The sequence below is a fragment of the Kitasatospora sp. NPDC030952 genome, assembly GCF_055571335.1.
This window is the reverse complement of the sequence record NZ_JBVIFM010000030.1, coordinates 52,531-71,121: the sequence shown is the minus strand read 5'-3', so window position 1 is coordinate 71,121 and position 18,591 is coordinate 52,531. Positions and strand designations below refer to the sequence as shown.

The window sequence follows — 18,591 nt, the reverse complement described above, 5'->3', positions numbered from 1 at the left end:
CTCGAAGCCAACCGGGGGGCGCGGTCGACAGCCGCACCACCCGGCGCGTCCGCTTCGCCGACCGCCCTGCCGACCGCCCCGGTGGTGCAGGCCGGCTCGGCGGTGCAGGCCTGCTCGGCGGTGCGGGCCGTGTCAGCGCCTCCGGTCGTGTCGGCGTCCCTGGCTGGATCGGCGTCCTTGGTCGTGTCCGCAGGCTGGCCTGGTACCACCGTCGGCCGGCCGCCCTGGCGCGACAGGCCTCCCCTCGTCCCCGCCGACTTGGGCGGGAACTCGGTCACGGTGCGCCGCTCGGTCCGCGGCCCTCCCGAGGACCGAGCGCCACCGGTCACTCTGTGTCCGGGAATGTGTGTGGGCATACGTTGGTCTGCGCCGTTCTGCCGAGTCATGTGCTGATAGGGAAGGCATGTGGAGCGTAGCGTCACCGACCCACTGCAAAGCGCTACCGCCACTCGGTCGTCCCCCGATCCGGTGGCGTTCACTCACCGGATCCGGGCACACGAGCGGAAGAACCGGATCAGCAGGTCAGCCGGACCGTGCCTGCTCGCCTCCCCCGGGCGCACCCGTGTTCGCCCGCCCGCCGCTCACCTCCTCCGTACCGCTCGCCAGTGCGCACCGTGCCGCTCCACGAAGCCGAGCGAGACCAACTCGTAGAGCCGTTGCAGGACTTCGTCCGGCGGGAGTCCGGACTGGCGGGCCAGTCGCTCGACCGGAGCGCCGTCCGCCGTGGCCGGCACGGCCTCCAGTACCCGGGCCACCGCCGGCTCCAGCAAGTCCCTCGGCAGGACCGGACCGCTGCGCTGCGGGGCGAGGTCCTCCCCGATCGACCCGACCAGTTCGGTGATCTCGGCCGCGTCGGTGACCAGCGTGGCGCCGCCGCTGCGGATCAGGGCGTGCACCCCGGCGGAGAGCTCCGAGGTGACGGGCCCGGCGACACCCATGGTGTGGCGGTTGAGGTCCCGCGCCCGTCTGGCCGTGCTCAGGGCTCCGCTGCGCAGAGCCGCCTCGACCACCACGGTGCCCCGGGTCAGCGCCGCGATGACCCGGTTGCGGAGCACGAAGCGGAAGCGGTTCGGGTGCTCTCCGGGCGGGAGTTCACTGACCAACAGGCCCTGGACGCCGATCCGCCGGATCAGTTCGGCGTTCCCCTTCGGGTAGGCCACGTCGACCCCGCAGGCCAGCACGGCGACGGTCATCCCGCCGACGGCCAGCGCCCCCCGGTGGGCCGCGGCGTCGATCCCGTACGCGGCGCCGGACACCACGACCCAGCCGCGCTCGGCCAGTTGGGCCGAGAGCTCGCCCGCGACATGGGCGCCGTAGGCCGTGCAGGCCCGCGATCCCACCACGGCCACCGAGCGGAGGGCGAGCAGCCGCAGTGAACCCGTGCCGGTGGTCCACAGCCCGATCGGGCGTCCGTCACGCAGGTCGTCCAGTTGACTGGGCCATTCCGTGTCCCCCGGAATGATGAACCGCCCGCCGATGTCCCGTACCCGTTTCAGGTCGGTCGCCGGGTCGAGCCCCGGGAGCCGTGACTGGTAGGCGGCCAGCCGGGCGGAGTCCAGCCCGGGGTGGTCGGGAACGTCGCCCTCCCGGATCGCCCGGACCACCTCCACGGCGGGGAGCTGGCCGAGCCAGCGGCCGACCACCGCGTCGCCCGGTTCGCTGAGCCGGTTGAGCAGAGCCCGGGCGAGCCGCTCCGGTTCGAGTCCGGTCGGCGGGCCGGCCTCGGCCGCCCGGCGTGCTTGGTCTGCCCGGGGTGCTTGGGCCGCTTGAGGGTGCCCCAACAGCTGGTTCATGCCGCCTCCTCCTCGTCCGCCGGGGGCTTCTCCGGCGGGTCGGGCCAGTCGTCCTCCGGGCCGGTCCTGCGCTGTGCCGGGATGATTCCGGCCCGGCCGTATCCGCGTTCGAGCAGCGGGAGCCCTTGCTCGACCCCGGTGCGCAGGACCAGGGCGGTGCGCACGTCCCGCTGGTCCGGCCGGTCGCGGCCGGCCAGGTCGGCGACCGTCCAGGCGACCCGGAGCACCCGGTCCAGACCGCGCGCGGTCAGCAGCCCGCGCTCCAGCTGACGGGCGACGTCGTTGAGCGCACCGGACCCGAGCTGCCACCGGGTCCGCAGCTCATGGCCCGGCACCTCCGCGTTGGTCCGCCACGGGGTGTGCGCCAGCCGGACCGCAGCCCGCTCCCGCGCGGCCAGCACCCGGGCCGCGACGGTCTCGGTGTTCTCGGCCGTGGTGTCCCGCTCCATCAGCTCGATCCTGGTCACCGGGGCGACCTGGACCTGGAGGTCGACCCGGTCCAGCAGCGGACCGGAGAGCCGCCCCTGGTACCGGCTGACCATGGCCGGGGTGCACTCACAGCCCTCGCCCCGCCGCGAGTACCGGCCGCACGGGCAGGGGTTGGCGGCCAGGCAGAGGAGGAATCGGGCCGGGAGCCGGAGCGAGCCGGCCGATCGGGCGATCACCACCTCGCCCGACTCCAGCGGCTGGCGCAGCGCGTCGAGCACCCGTACCGGGAACTCCGGCGCCTCGTCGAGGAAGAGCACTCCCCGGTGGGCCAGGGACACCGCCCCCGGTCTCGGCAGACCGCTGCCGCCGCCCACGATCGCGGGCATCGTGGTGGAGTGGTGCGGGGCGCAGTAGGGCGCGGTGTCGATCAGCGGACGCCCGGCCGGGAGCAGGCCCGCCACCGAGTGGACGGCGGTGACCTCCAGCGACTCCTTCTGGGTCAGCGGCGGGAGAAGCGCGGGCAGCCGCTCCGCCAGCATCGTCTTGCCGGCGCCCGGAGGCCCCTTGAGGTAGAGGTGGTGCCCTCCGGCCGCGGCGATCTCCAGGGCTCGCCGGGCCTCGTACTGACCGGCCACGTCAGCCATGTCGAAACGCGCCGCGCGGTCGTCGGACAGGCCCCGAACGCTCGCGCTGGGAAGCATCAGGCCGGCCATCAGCGGATCCGGTCTGCCACTGATCGGGTCTGGCGGCTCCTCCGGCGGCGTCACCCCGGTCAGGACGGCGACCAGCTGGCGCAGGCTGCGGACCCCGAGCACCGTCACCCCCGGGACGAGCGAGGCTTCGGGCGCCGTCTGCTCGGCGACCACGACCCGTTCGTATCCGGCATCGGCGGCGGCCAGCACCGACGGCAGCACCCCGCGGACCGGCCGCACCCGGCCGTCCAGCCCCAGCTCGCCGATCAGCAGCAGGTCGGCGATGGAGGACGGGTCGAGCCGTTCGGCGGCGGCCAGCACGGCGCAGGCTACCGCGAGGTCGAAGCCGCTGCCGCTCTTGGGCACCGAGGCGGGGCTGAGCCCGACGGTCAGCTTGCGCTGGGGCCAGGCCTCCCCGCTGTTGCAGACCGCTGCGCGGACCCGGTCCCGGGCCTCGGTGAGTGCCTTGTCGGGCAGGCCGACCAGGGTGAACGCGGCCACCCCGGGCTCCAGATCGGCCTGGACCTCGACGATCACTCCGTCGACCCCGACCAGCGCGACGGAACAGGTACGGGCGAAGGCCATCTCAGACCACCCCCCGCAGGTGGTCGACCAGGGCCGCACCCCGCGCCCGGTTGACCACGGCGACCAAGTCGATCCGCACCCCGCCCGGTGGGGCGGGCGGCCACTGCGGATCGGACGGCCCGGGGTCGTACCCGGGCCCGGCCAGCCGGGCGAAGTGGCCGGGCCAGCGTTCGGCCAGCCAGCGCTCCGCCAGCCGCTGCAGCCGGGCCGCCTTGGCCCGGTCGATGGCCTCGCTGGGCTGCTGGAAGCCGCGCTCGGAGCGGGTCTTCACCTCGCAGACCGCGACGGTGTCGCCGTCGAGGGCCACGATGTCCAGCTCGCCCTCGACGCAGCGCCAGTTGCGGTCGAGGATGCGGAGCCCGGCCTCCGCGAGGTGACGGGCGGCGACCCGCTCCCCGTAGCGGCCGAGCGCGGTCCTGGTGCTGCGGTCCCGATCGGCCAGGTCATCCGCCGCGTTCTCGGCCGTGTTCGGTACGGCCTGGTCCTGCACGATGGTGTTCTGCATGGTGACCACCTCCGCCGAGGAGGCTGCACCACCGCGCAGGCCGAAACCGGGAATTACCGGTTGCCTGTGGATAACTCGGGTCTGGAGACGACTCCTGTCACCCGCAGGAGTGAGAAGCCCCCGTCACGCGAAATTCGGCTGGACAGCGCGGGACCGAGTCGTCCAACGTCAGTTCCCGAAGCCGGACTCGTCCGAGGGCAGCTCCAGATCGCTCTTCGCGAGTTCCTCGATGTTCACGTCCTTGAAGGTCAGCACCCGGACCTTGCGGACGAACCGGGCCGGCCGGTACATGTCCCAGACCCACGCATCCGCCATCGACACCTCGAAGAACACCTCGCCCTGGACCGAGTGCACCTGCAGCTCGTAGTCGTTGGTGAGGTAGAAACGTCGCTCGGTCTCGATCACGTACTTGAACAGGCCGACGACGTCCCGGTACTCCCGGTAGAGCTTGAGCTCCATCTCGGTCTCGTACTTCTCGAGATCTTCGGCACTCATCCAGGCGTCCCCTCAACTTGTCACGTCCACCCATTGTGGACCACCGCACCCACGCTCAGAGCCGTACCGGTTCGACCGGCGGGCCCTCTGCCAGCAGTCGCTCCAGGAAGTCCGCCAGCCCGACCGGATAAACCGTGTCGGCGGTCCCCCGCAGTTCCTCGACCGTCCACCAGCGCGCCACGAGCAGCTGGGCGTGTTCGTCCTCGCCCATGCCCGAGTGGTCCAGTTCCGTCCCCGCGGTCCGGGCCAGATGGAACCACTGCTCCTGCTCGTAACGCTGTCCCTGAAAGGAGAACGACACCGTGCCGTACGCCACCAAAGGCCCCAGGTCCACACCCCGCAAGCCGGTTTCCTCCGCGAGCTCCCGCTCGGCGGCCTCCCGCACGTCCTCCCCCGGCTCCAAGCCGCCCCCGGGCGTGAACCACCACGTCTCGTCGGGGACCGCGGGGTCGACCCCCAGGAAGAGGAGGATGCGGTCCTGCCCGTCCAGCAGCAGGATCCGCGCCGCCCTGCGACGCTGTGCAGTCATGGCAGCGCTCCACGCTCCTTCCGTTCGCATCGGTGGCGCTACCGATCCTGCCACCGGGCGCGTCCGTCCGGGGCGATGTTCGGCAGAGCGGCCCGGCCTGCGACGGCCGCGCTCAGGAGCTGCGCCCCCGGCGGAGCCGGCGCACCAGGCCCGCCACCCCGCCCACCACCGAGGTCACGACGATCAGCGCCGCGCCCGCAACGCTGGCGTAGGCGGCCGGCTCCAGCGGTCCCGGGTCCGCGGCCCTCGGGCCCGCGAAACCGTCGAAGGCCGTGGTCCGGTGCAGCAGGCCGGTCCGCCCGAAGGGCAGCAGAGTGGCCTCGACCCTGGCCTCGACCGCGGTGGCCGGGACGGTCCCGCCGTCGACCTCCAGGTGGGTGCGGGAGTCGAGCGAGCCGACCCGGTTGTCGCCGAGCAGGAACAGCCGGCCCTGCGGCACCGTCACGCTGAACGACTCGCCCTGGCGGCCCTGGGTCGCGAGGTACGGCTCCTCCACGGGCTGTCCGTCGACCGTCAGCCGGTGGTCGTCCGCCGTGGTGGCGACGGTGTCGCCGCCGACTGCGACGACCCGCTTGACCATGAGCTCCCCGCCCCAGGCCTGGTCCCGGAAGACCACCACGTCACCCCTGCCGATGGCGCCGCCGTCGACCTTGCGGGCGAGCACGGTGTCGCCGATCTGGAGCGTCGGGTGCATCGAGGCCGTGGGGATCTTGTACGGCCGGTAGTCGATCGCTATGAGCGCGAAACCGCCGATCATCAGCAGCAGCCCGAGCGCGAGCGCGACGCCCTGCAGCACCGCGGCGGGCCGTCGGCCGGACGGGGCGGGCTCGACCGGGTGGCCGGCCGACTGCTCCACGACACTGCTCATCGAAACCGTCCACCTCTGGCCGACCGGAGAACACCACTGGCACGCCGGTGGCTCGGGCGCGAACGCCGACGGGCCGTGGCACGTCCGAGCAGATTACTCGTCGGTACCACGGCCCGCGCAAGGGTCGGGGAGGAGCTGGTGGAGCTCAGGACTCCTTCCGGCGCTCCGTCCGGGTCCGCACCCGACGCACCAGCGGAAGCAGGCCGACGGCCCCCACCGCACCGGCCACGGGGGGCGCGACCGGCAAGGCCGCCGCCAGGCCCTTCTGGTCGAAGGTGTCCGGCACCGGGAGCGTGGACCAGTGGCTGACCGGCCAGGCCACCACGAAGGCACGCCCGATCACGTTGTCCACCGGCACGGTGCCGCCGCCCGGCTGGTCCATGTGGAAGCGGGAGTCGAGCGAGTCCGCGCGGTGGTCGCCCATCACCCAGATCCGGCCGTTCGGCACCTTCACCGGGCCGAAGGGCTGCGTCCCGCAAGGGGTGTTGCCCGAGTAGATGTACGGCTCGTTGAGCGCCACACCGTTGACCTTGACCGGGCCGTCGTCCTTGCACTCGACGGTGTCGCCGCCGACCGCGATGACCCGCTTGATCAGGTCCTTCTCATTGGCGGAGGGCATCAGCCCGACGAAGCTGAGCACGTCCTGCACGCCGCGGACGAAGGAGTTGCTGCTCTGCTGGGTCGGCTCGTCGTTGAGCCAGCCGCCCGGGTCGTGGAACACCACGACGTCTCCGCGCTCGGGCTCGGATCCGAACCAGGGGGTCAGCTTGTCCACCAGCACCCGGTCGCCGACCTGCAGGGTGTTCTGCATCGACTCGGACGGAATGGAGAAGGCCTGGACGAAGAAGGTCTTGATCACCAGCGCCAGGATCAGCGCGATGCCGACCAGGATCGGCAGCTCCTTCAGGAAGGAGCGCTGCTTGCGCGGCTTGGCTGGCGCGTCCGAATCAGAATCGTCCGCCGACCCGTCCGCCGACCCGCTCTCCGGCCGCGGGGGCTCCGCGGGGCCGTCCGACCCGGTGCCGTGCTCATCGGCGGTCTGGGCCGCCGCGTCCTCGACCGCGGCGGACGGCGCCGAGGACTCGGCGGACCGGCTCACCCGGCCGCCCGGGCCCTCGGGTTCCCCGGCGCCTGAGCGGGCACCGATCACCAAATCCCCCACAATGTCTCCTCCCTGCTGTGCGGACGCCCGCGCGCCCGCGCTCAAAGTGCCGCACAGCGGGCACCACGCTCACCACGACCATGAACGCATCAGGATTGCCCACAGCGAGCTCCCCTGACACCAACACCGCCTGGCGGACGGCCGGGACCGCTCCCGGCCGCACCTGCACTTCTCTATCACTCCAAGGCATCCGGCTCACGGTTCCACACGCCCCGCTGGCCCGTTCAACGGCCGTAGCGGCTCACTCGGGAGGCCGCCTCAACCGGCGAACGACGAGCGGAAGGATGCCCAACACACCCATAACGAGCGGAGGTTCCATGGGAACCGGCCCAACGGCCATCGATTCCGGCGTAGTTCTGGCGACCTGCGGGGCCGCGGAAAGAGAGGAGAGTGAACCCGGTTCATCGAGTTGATGGAAGCGGCCCAGCGGCCAGGCGATCACGAACGCGCGACCGACCACATCGGTCAGCGGGACGGTGCCCTGTCCCGGATTGCCCATGTGGAAGCGGGAGTCGGCGGAGACGTCGCGGTGGTCCCCCATCACCCACAGCCGCCCCTTCGGCACCGTCACCTTGAACGGCTGCCGGGACGGCGGGTTGCCGGCCGCGAGGTACGGCTCCTCCACCGGGTGACCGTTGACGCTGAGCCGCCCCTGCTCGTCGCAGCACTGGACGGTGTCCCCGCCGACACCGATCACGCGCTTGATCAGGTCCTGCTCGTTGTCGGACGGCAACAGTCCGACGAAGGTCAGCACTTGCTTGGCCGGGCCCAGTACCGGCCCGTCGTCGGACGGCTTGCGATCGCCCTCCAGCCAGCCGCCCGGGTCCTTGAACACCACCACGTCGCCGCGCTGCGGCTCGCTGCCGAACCAGGGGGTCAACTTGTCCACCAGCACCCGGTCCCCGACCTGGATGGTCTGCTCCATCGAGCCCGAGGGGATCACGAACACCTGGATCAGGCAGGTCTTCATCACCAGCGCCACCAGCAGTGCCACCAGGATGATCAGCGGGAACTCGCGCAGCAGCGAGCGCTTGCGTCGACGCGCCGCGCGGCGGGCGCTACGGCGGCGCTCGGCGCGGCCGCGGACCGGTACAGCGGGGCCGGCGCCGGCGTGGTCCGCCTCGCCGCTGCCCTGCTCCGGGGCCGGGTGGTCGGCGACCCGCCCCCTACCCCTGCTCCCCATGACCACCCGTCCCCGCAATCGCGGCGAAGGCCGCGGGCCGGTCCAGGCCGGTCAGGCGCGAGAACGGGTAGACCACCCAGTCGGCCCGGCCGATCACCTTGTCCTCGGGCACGAAGCCCCCACCGGGCTCACCGAGGTGGTCGCGCGAGTCCCGGGAGGCGCTGCGGTGGTCGCCCAGCACGAACAGCTTGCCGCGCGGCACCAGGATGTCGAAGGGTACGTCGGACGGCTGGTCGCCCGGGTCCAGGTAGGCGGTCTCGTCCACCGGCACGCCGTTGACGGTGAGCGGCGCACCCGGGCCGGTGCTCCGCACCCGGTCCCCGGCGACACCGACCACGCGCTTGACGTAGACCGTGTCCCCGGCCGGGACCAGCCCGAGGTCCCGGCCGGCCGAGCGCAGGCTGTCCCAGAACCCCGGCGGCTCGGCCGACTCGGGGAGGAAGGATCCCGTCCCGTCGAAGACCACGACGTCGCCCCGCTGGGGGTGACCACCGAAGGCGTAGGCGAGCTGGTTGGCGATCAACCGGTCGCCGGGCCGCAGGGTGTTCTCCATCGAGCCGGATGGCACCGTGAACGGACGGGCCACGAAGGCGTTCACCAGGAGCAGTGCCGCCAGGCAGATCCCGGCCAACAGCAGCAGGTCCCGCGAACGCGACCGCCCGGGCGCCTCGTCGTCGGCCTCGTCCCCATCCTCGTCGTCGGCCGCACCACCGGCCGTACCACCGACCGCTTCTGCGCTTGCGTCCGCGTCCTCGTTCGCCGTCTCGGCCCGATCGTGGTCAGGGTTCTGGCCGCTGCTCTCGACGTCGCCCCGGCCTCCGCCCGTCTCCGCGGACGACCCTGCCCCCGCCCCCGACCCCGACCCCAACCCCAACCCGGGCCCCGGCGCCGCCCCGGGCCCCGCTCCCGGCCCGGAAACGACTGCGGACCGCGACAGCGAGTCCGCACCGGTGGGTGCGGGACTGCCGTCGCGGTCCGCGAGTGGTTCGTGCGTGCTCATCGGGCGCTGAGCTTACCTTGCGGCAGCCCGGCCCCTCGGAGCGATCCGGTCCCCCGGCGCGGCCGGGGGTCCGTGGATCAGCGGTCGCGCTTCTCCTTGATCTTCGCGGCCTTGCCGCGGAGGTCACGCAGGTAGTACAGCTTGGCGCGGCGAACCGCACCGCGGGTCACGACCTCGATCTTCTCGACGACCGGGGTGTGCACCGGGAAGGTGCGCTCCACGCCGACGTTGAAGCTGACCTTGCGAACGGTGAAGGTCTCACCGACGCCGGCGCCGTGGCGACGGATGACGACGCCCTGGAAGACCTGGACACGGGAGCGGTTGCCCTCGATGACCCGGACGTGAACCTTCAGGGTGTCACCGGCGCGGAAGGCCGGGATGTCGGTGCGCAGCGAGGCCGCGTCGACAGCAGCGAGCTTGTTGCTCATGTTGCTCTCCATCGCAGGCGCCACGGGCCGCCCACGGAAGTTCGTCACAATGGGGTGAGCTGCGGGCCGCATCGGCTGGCGGCGATCCCCCCGTGGCGAGGGCGCCGGTCCACGTGCTCCCTACGGAAGGGAACCAGCGACAGACAGCAGCGGCCTATTCTTCCACATCACCGGCTGCGGACCGAAATCGGCCCAGCTCCTCGTCCCAGGCCAGGCCCAGGACGCTGAGCGCCGCCCGGTCCTTCTTGTCGAAGGCGCCGTTCTGCCAGCGCCCGACCAGGTCGGGCCGGTTGGCCAGGGTGCGGGCGAAGGCCTGCTCCCGCCGCCAGCGGGCGATCTTGCCGTGGTTTCCGCTGAGCAGCACGTCCGGTACGGTCCGGCCGCGCCACTCGGCGGGCTTGGTGTAGACCGGGCCCTCAAGCAGGTCGGCCATCGCGCCGGGGGCGAAGGAGTCGTCCCGGTGGGACTCGGCGTTGCCGAGCACGCCGGGCAGCAGCCGGGCGATGGCCTCGACCATCACCAGCACCGCGACCTCGCCGCCGGCCAGCACGTAGTCGCCGATCGAGGCCTCGACCACCGGCATGCGGGTGGCGGCCTCCTCGATGACCCGGCGGTCGATGCCCTCGTACCGCGCGGGGGTGAACGCCAGCCAGGGGCGGCCCGCCAGTTCCTGGGCCAGCTCCTGGGTGAACGGACGCCCGCTCGGGGTCGGCACGACCAGCGTGGGCACCTCGCCCGCAGGACCGCCGGCCACCACCGCGTCCAGCGCCTCGCCCCACGGCTCGGGCTTCATCACCATGCCGGGGCCGCCGCCGTACGGGCTGTCGTCCACGGTGCGGTGCACGTCGTGGGTCCATTCCCGCAGGTCGTGGAGGTGCACGTCGAGCTGGCCACGGGCCCGGGCCTTGCCGACCAGCGAGATGTTCAGCGGTTCCAGGTACTCGGGGAAGATCGAGACGACATCGATCCGCATCCCGGACCGGACGCCCTCGACGCCCTGGACGCCCTGGACGCCCTGGACACTCTGGACGCCCTGGACACCGTCGACACCGTGGACATCCGCATCCCGGAGGACGGCGTCCCCGGAAGCCTGCTCGGCGCTCACTCCGACTCCTCCGGCTCCTCCGAGGCGCCGCGGGCGACCTCGGCCTCCTCGGGGTCGATCAGCCCGGGCGGCGGGGTGATCACGGCCCGCTGGTTCTCCAGGTCGATGGTCGGCACGATCTGGGTGACGAAGGGCACCATCACCTCGGTGCCGTCGGCCTTCTCCACCATGAGCAGGTCCTGGTACGGCAGGTGGACGACCTCGGTCAGCTCGCCGACCCGGGTGCCGTCGAGCAGCACCACGTCGAGGCCGATCAGCTGGTGGTCGTAGTACTCCTCCGGGTCGTCCGGACGCTCCTCCGGGTCGACCTCGGAGATGAGCAGGGTGCCGCGCAGTGCCTCGGCGGCGTTGCGGTCCTTGACGCCGGCGAAGCGCAGCAGCAGCCGGCCGCTGTGCACCCGGCCGGACTCGATGGTCAGGGGCCCGGCCGAGGCCGGGTCGGTGAGCAGGACGGCACCGGGGCCGAGCCGGAGTTCCGGCTCGTCGGTGCGGACCTCGACACTGACGTCCCCCCTGATGCCGTGGGCGCGGCCGATCTTGCCGACGACGAGCTGCACGGTGATCGTTCTCCTGGAGTTGCTGAGCGAGAGGCAGAGACAGATGAGCAGGGACAGATGAGCTGAGACGGATGCGACGAAGGCGCCTGGAGCCGCCCGGCGAAGGTCCGCGAGGACCCACAAAGGCCGGCGAAGACCCGCAGAAGCCGACCAACCCGCCAGGCGACCAGCCGACCAGCCGGCCGACCGGGCCGCGGATGCGAAAAAAGGCCGACCGGGACGACATGCGTCCCGGTCGGCCTCAAGCCCGACGGCTGAACGAGCAGCTGCGTCAGCGAATGTTGTCCACGTCGACCAGGTCGACCCGGACGTTGCGACCGCCGAGGGCGCCGACCACGGTGCGCAGTGCACGCGCCGTGCGGCCGCCCCGGCCGATCACCTTGCCGAGATCATCGGGGTGCACCCGCACCTCGATGGTGTTGCCCCGACGCAGGTTGCGCGAACGCACCTGCACCTCGTCGGGGTGCTCGACGATGCCCTTTACCAAATGGTCGAGGGCGTCCTCGATCACGCTCAGGCCTCGACGGCGGCGTCGGCCTCAGCCTCAGCCTTGTCCGACTTCTTGGCCTTCGGGGTGATGGCGACACCGGTGGTGGCGTCCTCGAAGCCGGCGACGGCCTTCGCGAACAGGTGCGAGAAGTCCTCGACCTTGGGCTCGGCGACCAGCAGCGGCGCCGGGGCCGGCAGGCCCTTGAACTTCTGCCAGTCGCCGGTCAGCTTGAGGATCGCGAGGACCGGCTCGGTCGGCTGGGCGCCGACGGACAGCCAGTACTGGGCGCGGTCGCTGTCGACCTCGATCTTCGAGGGGTTGTAGGTCGGCTGGTAGATGCCGATCTCCTCGATCGCGCGACCGTCACGCTTGGTGCGGGCGTCGGCGACGACGATGCGGTAGTGCGGGGAGCGAATCTTGCCGAGACGCTTCAGCTTGATCTTGACTGCCACGGGAGTGGATTCTCCTGGTGTTGACGTGGGTGAGCGGCCTTGCCGTCCGCGTGGGGTTGCGGGGCGGGCCGTTCAAGGGACACGCCAGCCGTAGGAGAGAGGGGTCCTGACCCGGCTGCCGAGTACTCAGCTGTCCATTCTGCCATACCGGCGCGAAGGGTCTTCACTCGGCCGTCCCGACCGACACCCGGCCACCCGACCGACAGCCGACCGACCCGGCCGTCACCCGGCCACCCCGACCATCCCAACCGGCACCCGACCGACCCGGCCGTCACCCGCAGGGAACTCGCCAGAAACCCGCCAGGACCCGCCGGGGGCCCGCGACACAGGGCCACACCCGGCGGACAGCGCCAGGACAGGCGCCGCGAACGAACAGCTCAGGGCTCGACCGGGAGCCCCCGCTCCCGGTCAGCCCACAGACTCACCGATGTCACCGATGTCACCGCTGCCGATCACCCCGGCCGCGTCGACTGCCCGCACAGTCGCCGACCGGTCCCGACCCCGGGTTATGCGATCTTGAACGGTTGCTGGCACGCACCGCAGACGATGGACGCCTGGGCGAGCACCGACGGCACGACCCGGACGTTGCGTCCGCAGCCGCAGACCGCCTTGACCCGGACGCCGCCCCCGGAGGAGCCGTGCCGGGCGGCCGGGCCGCGGAAGGCGCGGTTGGTGCCGTCGCCGGCCACCGCTTCCTGGTGCGCGCCGAGGGCGCGGTCCAGGCGCTCGATGGTCTCGGCGTAGCGCTCCTGCGTCTCCTTGAGCATGGTCACCTGGGAGAAGCCGCTGCTGGCGTGCGGCTCGACCGGGTGTGCCAGGCCCAGCTCGGAGGCGAGCATCAGGAAGCGCCGGTTGTGGTAGCGGCCGGCGCGCGAGGTGTCCCGGATGTCCCGGGCCGCGGCCAGACCGTGGGCAGCCTCGTGGAGGAGCCGCTCGAAACCGAGCCGCGTGCCACAGGCCGAGGAGGACTCGCCGATCAGTGCCTCGGGCGAGGCCAGGTCGGGAAGGTCCTGGTGGTGGGCCTGGATGTCACTCCAGGCGGCGGCCAGTTCGGCCGCGAGGACGAGGGGCTGTGTCGTGCTCACGCTAGACCAACGATGCAGAGTGAGCCGATGTTCCGCATGTTCCCGTTCTCCGGGAATTCCCAGGGAACTCCCAGGAATGCGCGACTGCGCGCGAATTGCGCGTTCCGGATCTGACGCAAGACCAACCCCCTGCCGGTTTCGGCCCGTCGCAACACCGGCGGACCTCGTGAATTCCATCCGGGAGGCGGGCTGTCGCCCCCAGGACGTACGGCCCGTGGACCCGTCGAAGTTGACAGGGCCACGGGCCGTACACCGTACCGCTATTCCGTTAATACCGGCAGTTGACCGGCCAGTAGGGATGTAGCCCGCCCGGGCTCCTCCGGCAGAGTTACCGGATTCTTACCCATCCGCATTCCGGGCAAATGTCGCCGGCAACGGTCATTACCTGCCGATGGCCGTCATCAGTACGCGCAACAGTGCGCCCGCCGATACGTACGGCAGTAGCACGTCAGTACGCGCAACACTACTCGCAACAGTGCGTACCGGTACGCGCATCAGTGCGATCAGTACGCGGCGATCAGTACGCGCGCGCGACGATCGCGATATTGCCGTCCTGGTCGTCCGTCTGCGGCACCGAACCGTCGGCCGCGACGATGCAGCGCACCGTGACGCCCTGCTCCGACAGCTTGGCCTCGCCCTCCGCGCCGAGGTCGGCCCAGGAGATCCGGCCCCAGCCGGTCGCGGCGGCCTCGACGGCCTCGTCGAGGGTCTTGACGTCGACGGTGCGGGCCTCGCGGCGCTCGCGGGACTGGCGCAGCAGCAGCGCCTGGTCCTCCTCCAGGATGCCCGGCAGCAGCGCGGCCAGGGCGTCGATGGAGACCGGCTCCTTGCCGCCGGGGATGCGGCGGGCCAGCATCGCGGTGCCGTTCTCCAGGTCGCGCGGGCCGACCTCGATGCGCAGCGGAACGCCCTTGAGCTCCCAGTCGACGGCGCGGCGGCCGAACGGGGTGTCGGTGCGGTCGTCGACCACGACCCGGATACCGGCGGCCTCCAGCTGGGCGCCGATCTCGCGGACCTTGGCGATGACCGCGTCGTCGCCCTTGATGGCCAGCACCACGGCCTGGACGGCGGCCAGGCGCGGGGGCACCCGCAGGCCGTTGTCGTCGCCGTGGGACATGATCAGGCCGCCGACCATGCGGGTCGAGACGCCCCAGGAGGTCTGCCAGACGTGCTCGCGCTCGGCGCCCTGCAGCTGGTAGGTGGTGTTGAACGCCTTGGCGAAGTTCTGGCCCAGCTCGTGGCTGGTGCCCATCTGCAGCGCCTTGCCGTCACCCATCATGCCTTCGAGGGTGAGGGTGTTGATGGCGCCGGCGAAGCGCTCCTTGGCGGTCTTGCGGCCGAGCACGACGTCGATGCCGAGCACGTTGGTCATGAAGTCGCCGTAGACCTGGGTGTGGATCATCGACGCGTACGCACGGGCGTCCTCGTAGGTGGCGTGGGCGGTGTGGCCCTCCTGCCAGAGGAACTCGGTGGTGCGCAGGAAGACGCGCGGGCGGAGCTCCCAACGGACCACGTTGGCCCACTGGTTGATCAGCAGGGGCAGGTCCCGGTGGCTCTGCACCCACTTGGAGAAGTACTCGTTGATGATGGTCTCGGAGGTCGGCCGGACGACGACCGGCTCCTCCAGCTGCTTACCGCCGCCGTGGGTGACCACCGCGAGTTCGGGCGCGAAGCCCTCGACGTGCTCGGCTTCCTTGGTCAGGTAGGACTGCGGGATGAACATCGGGAAGTAGGCGTTCTGCGCGCCCGCCTTCTTGATACGCGCGTCCATCTCCTGCTGCATCCGCTCCCACAGGCCGTAGCCGTACGGTCGGATGACCATGGTGCCGCGCACCGGACCGTTGTCGGCCAGCTCGGCCTTGTTGATGAGGTCCTGGTACCAGCGCGGGAAGTCTTCCGCCTGAGGGGTGAGAACGGGTGCCTTAGCCATGGGCGGAATGGTACGGGGATCGACCCCCTCACTTCGAATCGCCATCACACTCGCGGGAGATCGCGGCCGCACTCGCGGGAGATGGCCGCCGCTCTCGCGGGGCATCACCGCCCGCCGCACCCACCGGCCGGCAGCCGCGGCATGCCGCCCGCAGGGGGGCGCACGACCGCGACACGCGCGCACCACCCTGCACCCCTCTGGACGCCGGGCCCGACCCGCTGTTCGCTGGAGTGGGGCGGGACTTTGGGGGAGCCGTAGCAGCACACCGAAGGACCGGATGGGAGGCCGCGATGGCTTCAGCTCGGACGACCGGCACGACCGCACGACCGACGGGCGCACGACCGCACCACCCGCAGCAGGGGGCCGCCGGGCCCGCGCGGGCGCGCGACTGGGCGGAGATCCAGGAACGCATGCTGGTACCGCTCTACGAGGCGGTGTACGACCGCCTGGAGGTCGGCCCGGCGAGCAGCGTGCTGGGGCTGGGCTGCCGCTCCGGACTGGCCCTGCTGCTCGCCGCCGGACGGGGCGCCCAGGTCGCCGGGCAGGAGCCCCGGGACGAGCTGCGCGAGCTGGCCCGGGACCGCCGGCTGCGGGTGTGCGCGGGGGCCCGGCCGGCCGCCGCCGTCCCCCGCTCGGCCCATTCGCTGGTGACGGTCTTCGACCAGTTGCCCGGCGCCGCCGAGCCCGGCCGGGTGGTCGCCGAGGCCGCCGGGCTGACCCTTCCGGGCGGGCACGTGGTGCTGGCCGCCTGGGGGCCGCCGGAGCGCTGCGAGAGCGCCCCGGTACTGGACGTGGCCCGCCGGAGGGCGGGGCGGACCACCGCGCGCGACCCGTTCGAGCTGAGCGCGCCCGGCGCGCTGGAGGACCTGCTCCCGCCGGTCGGCCTGCGCCCGGCCGGCAGCGGCCGGGTGGGATGCCCGTTCGCCTACCCGGACCTCGACAGCGCGGTGCGCGGGCTGCTCTCCACCGGGCTGTTCGAGGCGGCGGAGGAGTTCTCCGGGGCCGCGCTGGTGGCCAAGGAGCTGGAGGAGGCGCTGCAGCCGTACCTGCGCCCGGACGGCTCGGTCCGGATGGAGAACGTCTTCCGCTACCTGATCGCCGACCGGCCCCGCTGAGGACACCTCCTGAACACACCCTGGACACGCCGCTGAACACGCCGTTGAACACACCACTGAACGCGCCCTGAACACACCACTGAACGAACCCCGAGTGAACGAACCCCGAGCGCGCCGGAGAGCGCACGACGAACCGGGGGCGCCCGCCACCACGGCGGGCGCCCCCGGCTACCGGTTCACGCCTCCTCGTCGGCCGTCTTCCGCGGCACCCCCGCCGCCCGGTAGGCCGCCTCCTCGTCCAGCGTCTCCGCCTCCAGCAGCGCCGCCGCCAGCGCGTCCAGCCGGGGCCGCTGCTCGGTCAGGATCCGCACCGCGTCCTCGTAGCACTCGGCGACGATCCGCCGGGCCTCCTCGTCCACCGCGTCCAGCGTCGTCGGCGCCGCCGAGAGCCCGTACGCGCCCTGCGCGTCCGCGGGCACGGCGGTGAGCCGCCCGACCCGCTCGCTCATCCCCCAGCGCCCGGCCATCCCGCGGGCGATGTTGGTGACCTGCTCCAGGTCGCTCTCGGCGCCGGTGGTGATCATCCCGTAGACCACCTGCTCGGCCGCCATCCCGCCGAGTGCGCCGATGATCCGGCCGCGCAGGTAGGGCTCGGTGTACGAGTAGCGGTCGTTCTCCGGGGTGGAGAGGGTGACGCCGAGGGCCCGGCCGCGCGGCACGATGGTGATCTTGCGGACCGGGTCCGCGCCCGGCTGGAGCATGCCGAGCAGCGCGTGCCCGCTCTCGTGGTACGCCGTCCGCTCGCGTTCCTCCTGCGGCATCACCAGCGGCCGTACGGCGCCCAGTTGGACCTTCTCCAGGGCGTCCGAGAGGTCCCGCTCGTTGACCGCGTCCTGCTCCCGCTTGACGGCCAGCAGAGCGGCCTCGTTGACCAGGTTGGCGAGTTCGGCGCCGGTCATCCCGGGGGTGACCTTGGCCAGCCGGGTGAGGTCGGTGTCGCCGGCCAGCGGCACGGTCCGGGTGTGGATGCGCAGGATCGCCGCGCGCCCCTCCCGGTCCGGCGGGCTGACGGTGATCCTGCGGTCGAAGCGGCCGGGGCGCAGCAGCGCCGGGTCGAGCACGTCGGCCCGGTTGGTCGCGGCGATCACGATGACGCCCTCGGAGCCGGTGAAGCCGTCCATCTCGGTGAGGATCTGGTTGAGCGTCTGCTCGCGCTCGTCGTGCCCGCCCATGCCGCCGCCGGCGCCGCGCTGGCGGCCGATGGTGTCGATCTCGTCGATGAAGATGATCGCCGGGGCGACCTTGCGGGCCTCGGTGAACAGTTCGCGGACCCGGCTGGCGCCGACGCCGACGATCATCTCGATGAACTCGGAGGCGGAGGCGGAGAAGAACGGCACGTCCGCCTCCCCGGCCACGGCCCGGGCCAGCAGGGTCTTGCCCGTCCCGGGCGGGCCGCTCAGCAGCACCCCGCGCGGCATCTTGGCACCGAGCCTGCGGTAGCGCTCGGGGTTCTTCAAGTAGTCGACCACTTCGGTGAGTTCGGCCTCGACCTCGTCGATGCCGGCCACGTCGGCGAAGGTGGTGCGCTTGCCCTGATCGGCGGTGACCGGCTTGGGCGGGGCCTTGCGGCCGAGCGGTCCGCCGCCGAGGCCGCCGGCCATCCGGCGGGCGAGCAGCACCCAGATGAAGACCAGCAGCAGCATCGGGGCGAGCGAGAGCAGCAGGTTGGTGAGGAAGCTGCGCTGCTGGACCGGCGAGGTGGCGGTGACCTCGACGCCCTGCTGCTGCAGGGTGGTCCACAGGTTGTCGCCCGCGAAGGAGGGGCGCTGGGTGTCGAACTCCGTGTAGTCGCCCTTGCCGCCGTCGGGCTTGGGCTGGGCGCTCTTGAGGGTGCCCTCGATCGCGTCGCCCTTGGAGTAGATCTTGGTGATGTTGCCCTTGTTCAGCTGGTTGTTGAACTCGGTGTAGGAGATCGTGGTGGCGCCCTCGTTGCCGAAGAACGACAGCAGCAGGTCGGAGATCAGGAACACCACGAGTGCGGTGAGGACGAGGCCGGTCCAGCCGCCGGGCATCCGGCGGCGGGGCGGCGGCGGGGGCGGGGCCCCCTCGGACCGCCAGGGCTGGTCGGGGGTCTGGCGCGGCGGCACGGGTTCGGTCACCCACCGGACAATACGGACAGCCGCTCGGGCGGGCCAACCGCAACGCCGCGCCGGACCGGCCGTACGGCCGTGCCCAAGCCCCCGACCAG

General features: G+C 72.1%; 18 protein-coding genes. 1 reads left to right on the top strand and 17 read right to left on the bottom strand.

Translation table 11 applies throughout. From position 1 onward, the window contains the following. Nucleotides 1–581: 581 nt before the first annotated feature. From dprA to proS, 16 genes are all read right to left on the bottom strand, one after another. Nucleotides 582–1,793, bottom strand: coding sequence for a DNA-processing protein DprA (gene dprA, locus ACZ47G_RS35165; protein WP_465749805.1), 1,212 nt, complete (start codon nt 1,791–1,793; stop codon nt 582–584). After that, nucleotides 1,790–3,499 carry a YifB family Mg chelatase-like AAA ATPase gene (locus ACZ47G_RS35160; protein ID WP_465749803.1) on the bottom strand — a complete coding sequence of 570 codons (1,710 nt, stop codon included), beginning with the start codon at nt 3,497–3,499 and terminating at the stop codon, nt 1,790–1,792. Before ACZ47G_RS35160 ends, dprA begins: the two co-directional genes overlap by 4 nt. A 1-nt stretch (nt 3,500) precedes the next feature. Continuing rightward, nucleotides 3,501–4,004: a YraN family protein gene (locus ACZ47G_RS35155; RefSeq protein WP_465749801.1), complete on the bottom strand. Its 504-nt coding sequence runs from the start codon at nt 4,002–4,004 to the stop codon at nt 3,501–3,503. A 168-nt stretch (nt 4,005–4,172) separates the two neighbouring features. Then, nucleotides 4,173–4,499, bottom strand: coding sequence for a DUF2469 domain-containing protein (locus ACZ47G_RS35150; protein WP_030056781.1), 327 nt, complete (start codon nt 4,497–4,499; stop codon nt 4,173–4,175). 55 nt (nt 4,500–4,554) lie between these two features. Further along, nucleotides 4,555–5,028 carry an NUDIX hydrolase gene (locus ACZ47G_RS35145; protein WP_465749799.1) on the bottom strand — a complete coding sequence of 158 codons (474 nt, stop codon included), beginning with the start codon at nt 5,026–5,028 and terminating at the stop codon, nt 4,555–4,557. 112 nt (nt 5,029–5,140) lie between these two features. After that, complete coding sequence (gene lepB, locus ACZ47G_RS35140; RefSeq protein WP_465749797.1) at nt 5,141–5,896, bottom strand: signal peptidase I; 756 nt, start codon at nt 5,894–5,896, stop codon at nt 5,141–5,143. 145 nt (nt 5,897–6,041) lie between these two features. Further along, complete coding sequence (gene lepB / locus ACZ47G_RS35135) at nt 6,042–7,058, bottom strand: signal peptidase I (RefSeq protein ID WP_465749795.1); 1,017 nt, start codon at nt 7,056–7,058, stop codon at nt 6,042–6,044. Between the two features lie 241 nt (nt 7,059–7,299). Beyond that, complete coding sequence (gene lepB / locus ACZ47G_RS35130) at nt 7,300–8,241, bottom strand: signal peptidase I (RefSeq protein ID WP_465749793.1); 942 nt, start codon at nt 8,239–8,241, stop codon at nt 7,300–7,302. Beyond that, nucleotides 8,225–8,872 carry a signal peptidase I gene (gene lepB, locus ACZ47G_RS35125; RefSeq protein ID WP_465749791.1) on the bottom strand — a complete coding sequence of 216 codons (648 nt, stop codon included), beginning with the start codon at nt 8,870–8,872 and terminating at the stop codon, nt 8,225–8,227. The genes lepB (ACZ47G_RS35130) and lepB (ACZ47G_RS35125) overlap by 17 nt, the downstream gene beginning before the upstream one ends. Before the next feature lie 446 nt (nt 8,873–9,318). Continuing rightward, on the bottom strand, nt 9,319–9,669 hold the full coding sequence (gene rplS / locus ACZ47G_RS35120; protein WP_030243502.1) for a 50S ribosomal protein L19: 351 nt from the start codon (nt 9,667–9,669) through the stop codon (nt 9,319–9,321). A 154-nt stretch (nt 9,670–9,823) separates the two neighbouring features. Further along, nucleotides 9,824–10,642, bottom strand: coding sequence for a tRNA (guanosine(37)-N1)-methyltransferase TrmD (gene trmD / locus ACZ47G_RS35115; protein WP_380453474.1), 819 nt, complete (start codon nt 10,640–10,642; stop codon nt 9,824–9,826). Between the two features lie 128 nt (nt 10,643–10,770). Further along, nucleotides 10,771–11,331, bottom strand: coding sequence for a ribosome maturation factor RimM (gene rimM, locus ACZ47G_RS35110; RefSeq protein ID WP_380453369.1), 561 nt, complete (start codon nt 11,329–11,331; stop codon nt 10,771–10,773). A gap of 271 nt (nt 11,332–11,602) precedes the next feature. Continuing rightward, nucleotides 11,603–11,842 carry an RNA-binding protein gene (locus ACZ47G_RS35105; protein WP_030056773.1) on the bottom strand — a complete coding sequence of 80 codons (240 nt, stop codon included), beginning with the start codon at nt 11,840–11,842 and terminating at the stop codon, nt 11,603–11,605. A gap of 2 nt (nt 11,843–11,844) precedes the next feature. Next, on the bottom strand, nt 11,845–12,273 hold the full coding sequence (rpsP, locus tag ACZ47G_RS35100) for a 30S ribosomal protein S16 (RefSeq protein WP_380453371.1): 429 nt from the start codon (nt 12,271–12,273) through the stop codon (nt 11,845–11,847). A 506-nt stretch (nt 12,274–12,779) separates the two neighbouring features. Further along, complete coding sequence (locus ACZ47G_RS35095) at nt 12,780–13,358, bottom strand: hypothetical protein (RefSeq protein WP_030287984.1); 579 nt, start codon at nt 13,356–13,358, stop codon at nt 12,780–12,782. A 517-nt stretch (nt 13,359–13,875) separates the two neighbouring features. Further along, nucleotides 13,876–15,288: a proline--tRNA ligase gene (gene proS, locus ACZ47G_RS35090; protein ID WP_380453373.1), complete on the bottom strand. Its 1,413-nt coding sequence runs from the start codon at nt 15,286–15,288 to the stop codon at nt 13,876–13,878. A 290-nt stretch (nt 15,289–15,578) separates the two neighbouring features. On the opposite strand from proS, the gene ACZ47G_RS35085 reads away from it, so the two are divergent. Continuing rightward, the gene (locus tag ACZ47G_RS35085; RefSeq protein ID WP_465749787.1) at nt 15,579–16,403 is read left to right on the top strand and encodes a class I SAM-dependent methyltransferase; all 825 of its coding nucleotides are present in this window, start codon (nt 15,579–15,581) and stop codon (nt 16,401–16,403) included. Between the two features lie 176 nt (nt 16,404–16,579). On the opposite strand, the gene ftsH is transcribed toward ACZ47G_RS35085, so the two are convergent. Then, a complete protein-coding gene (gene ftsH / locus ACZ47G_RS35080; RefSeq protein ID WP_465749785.1) occupies nt 16,580–18,502 on the bottom strand; it encodes an ATP-dependent zinc metalloprotease FtsH in 1,923 nt (640 codons plus the stop codon). Nucleotides 18,503–18,591 lie beyond the last annotated feature (89 nt).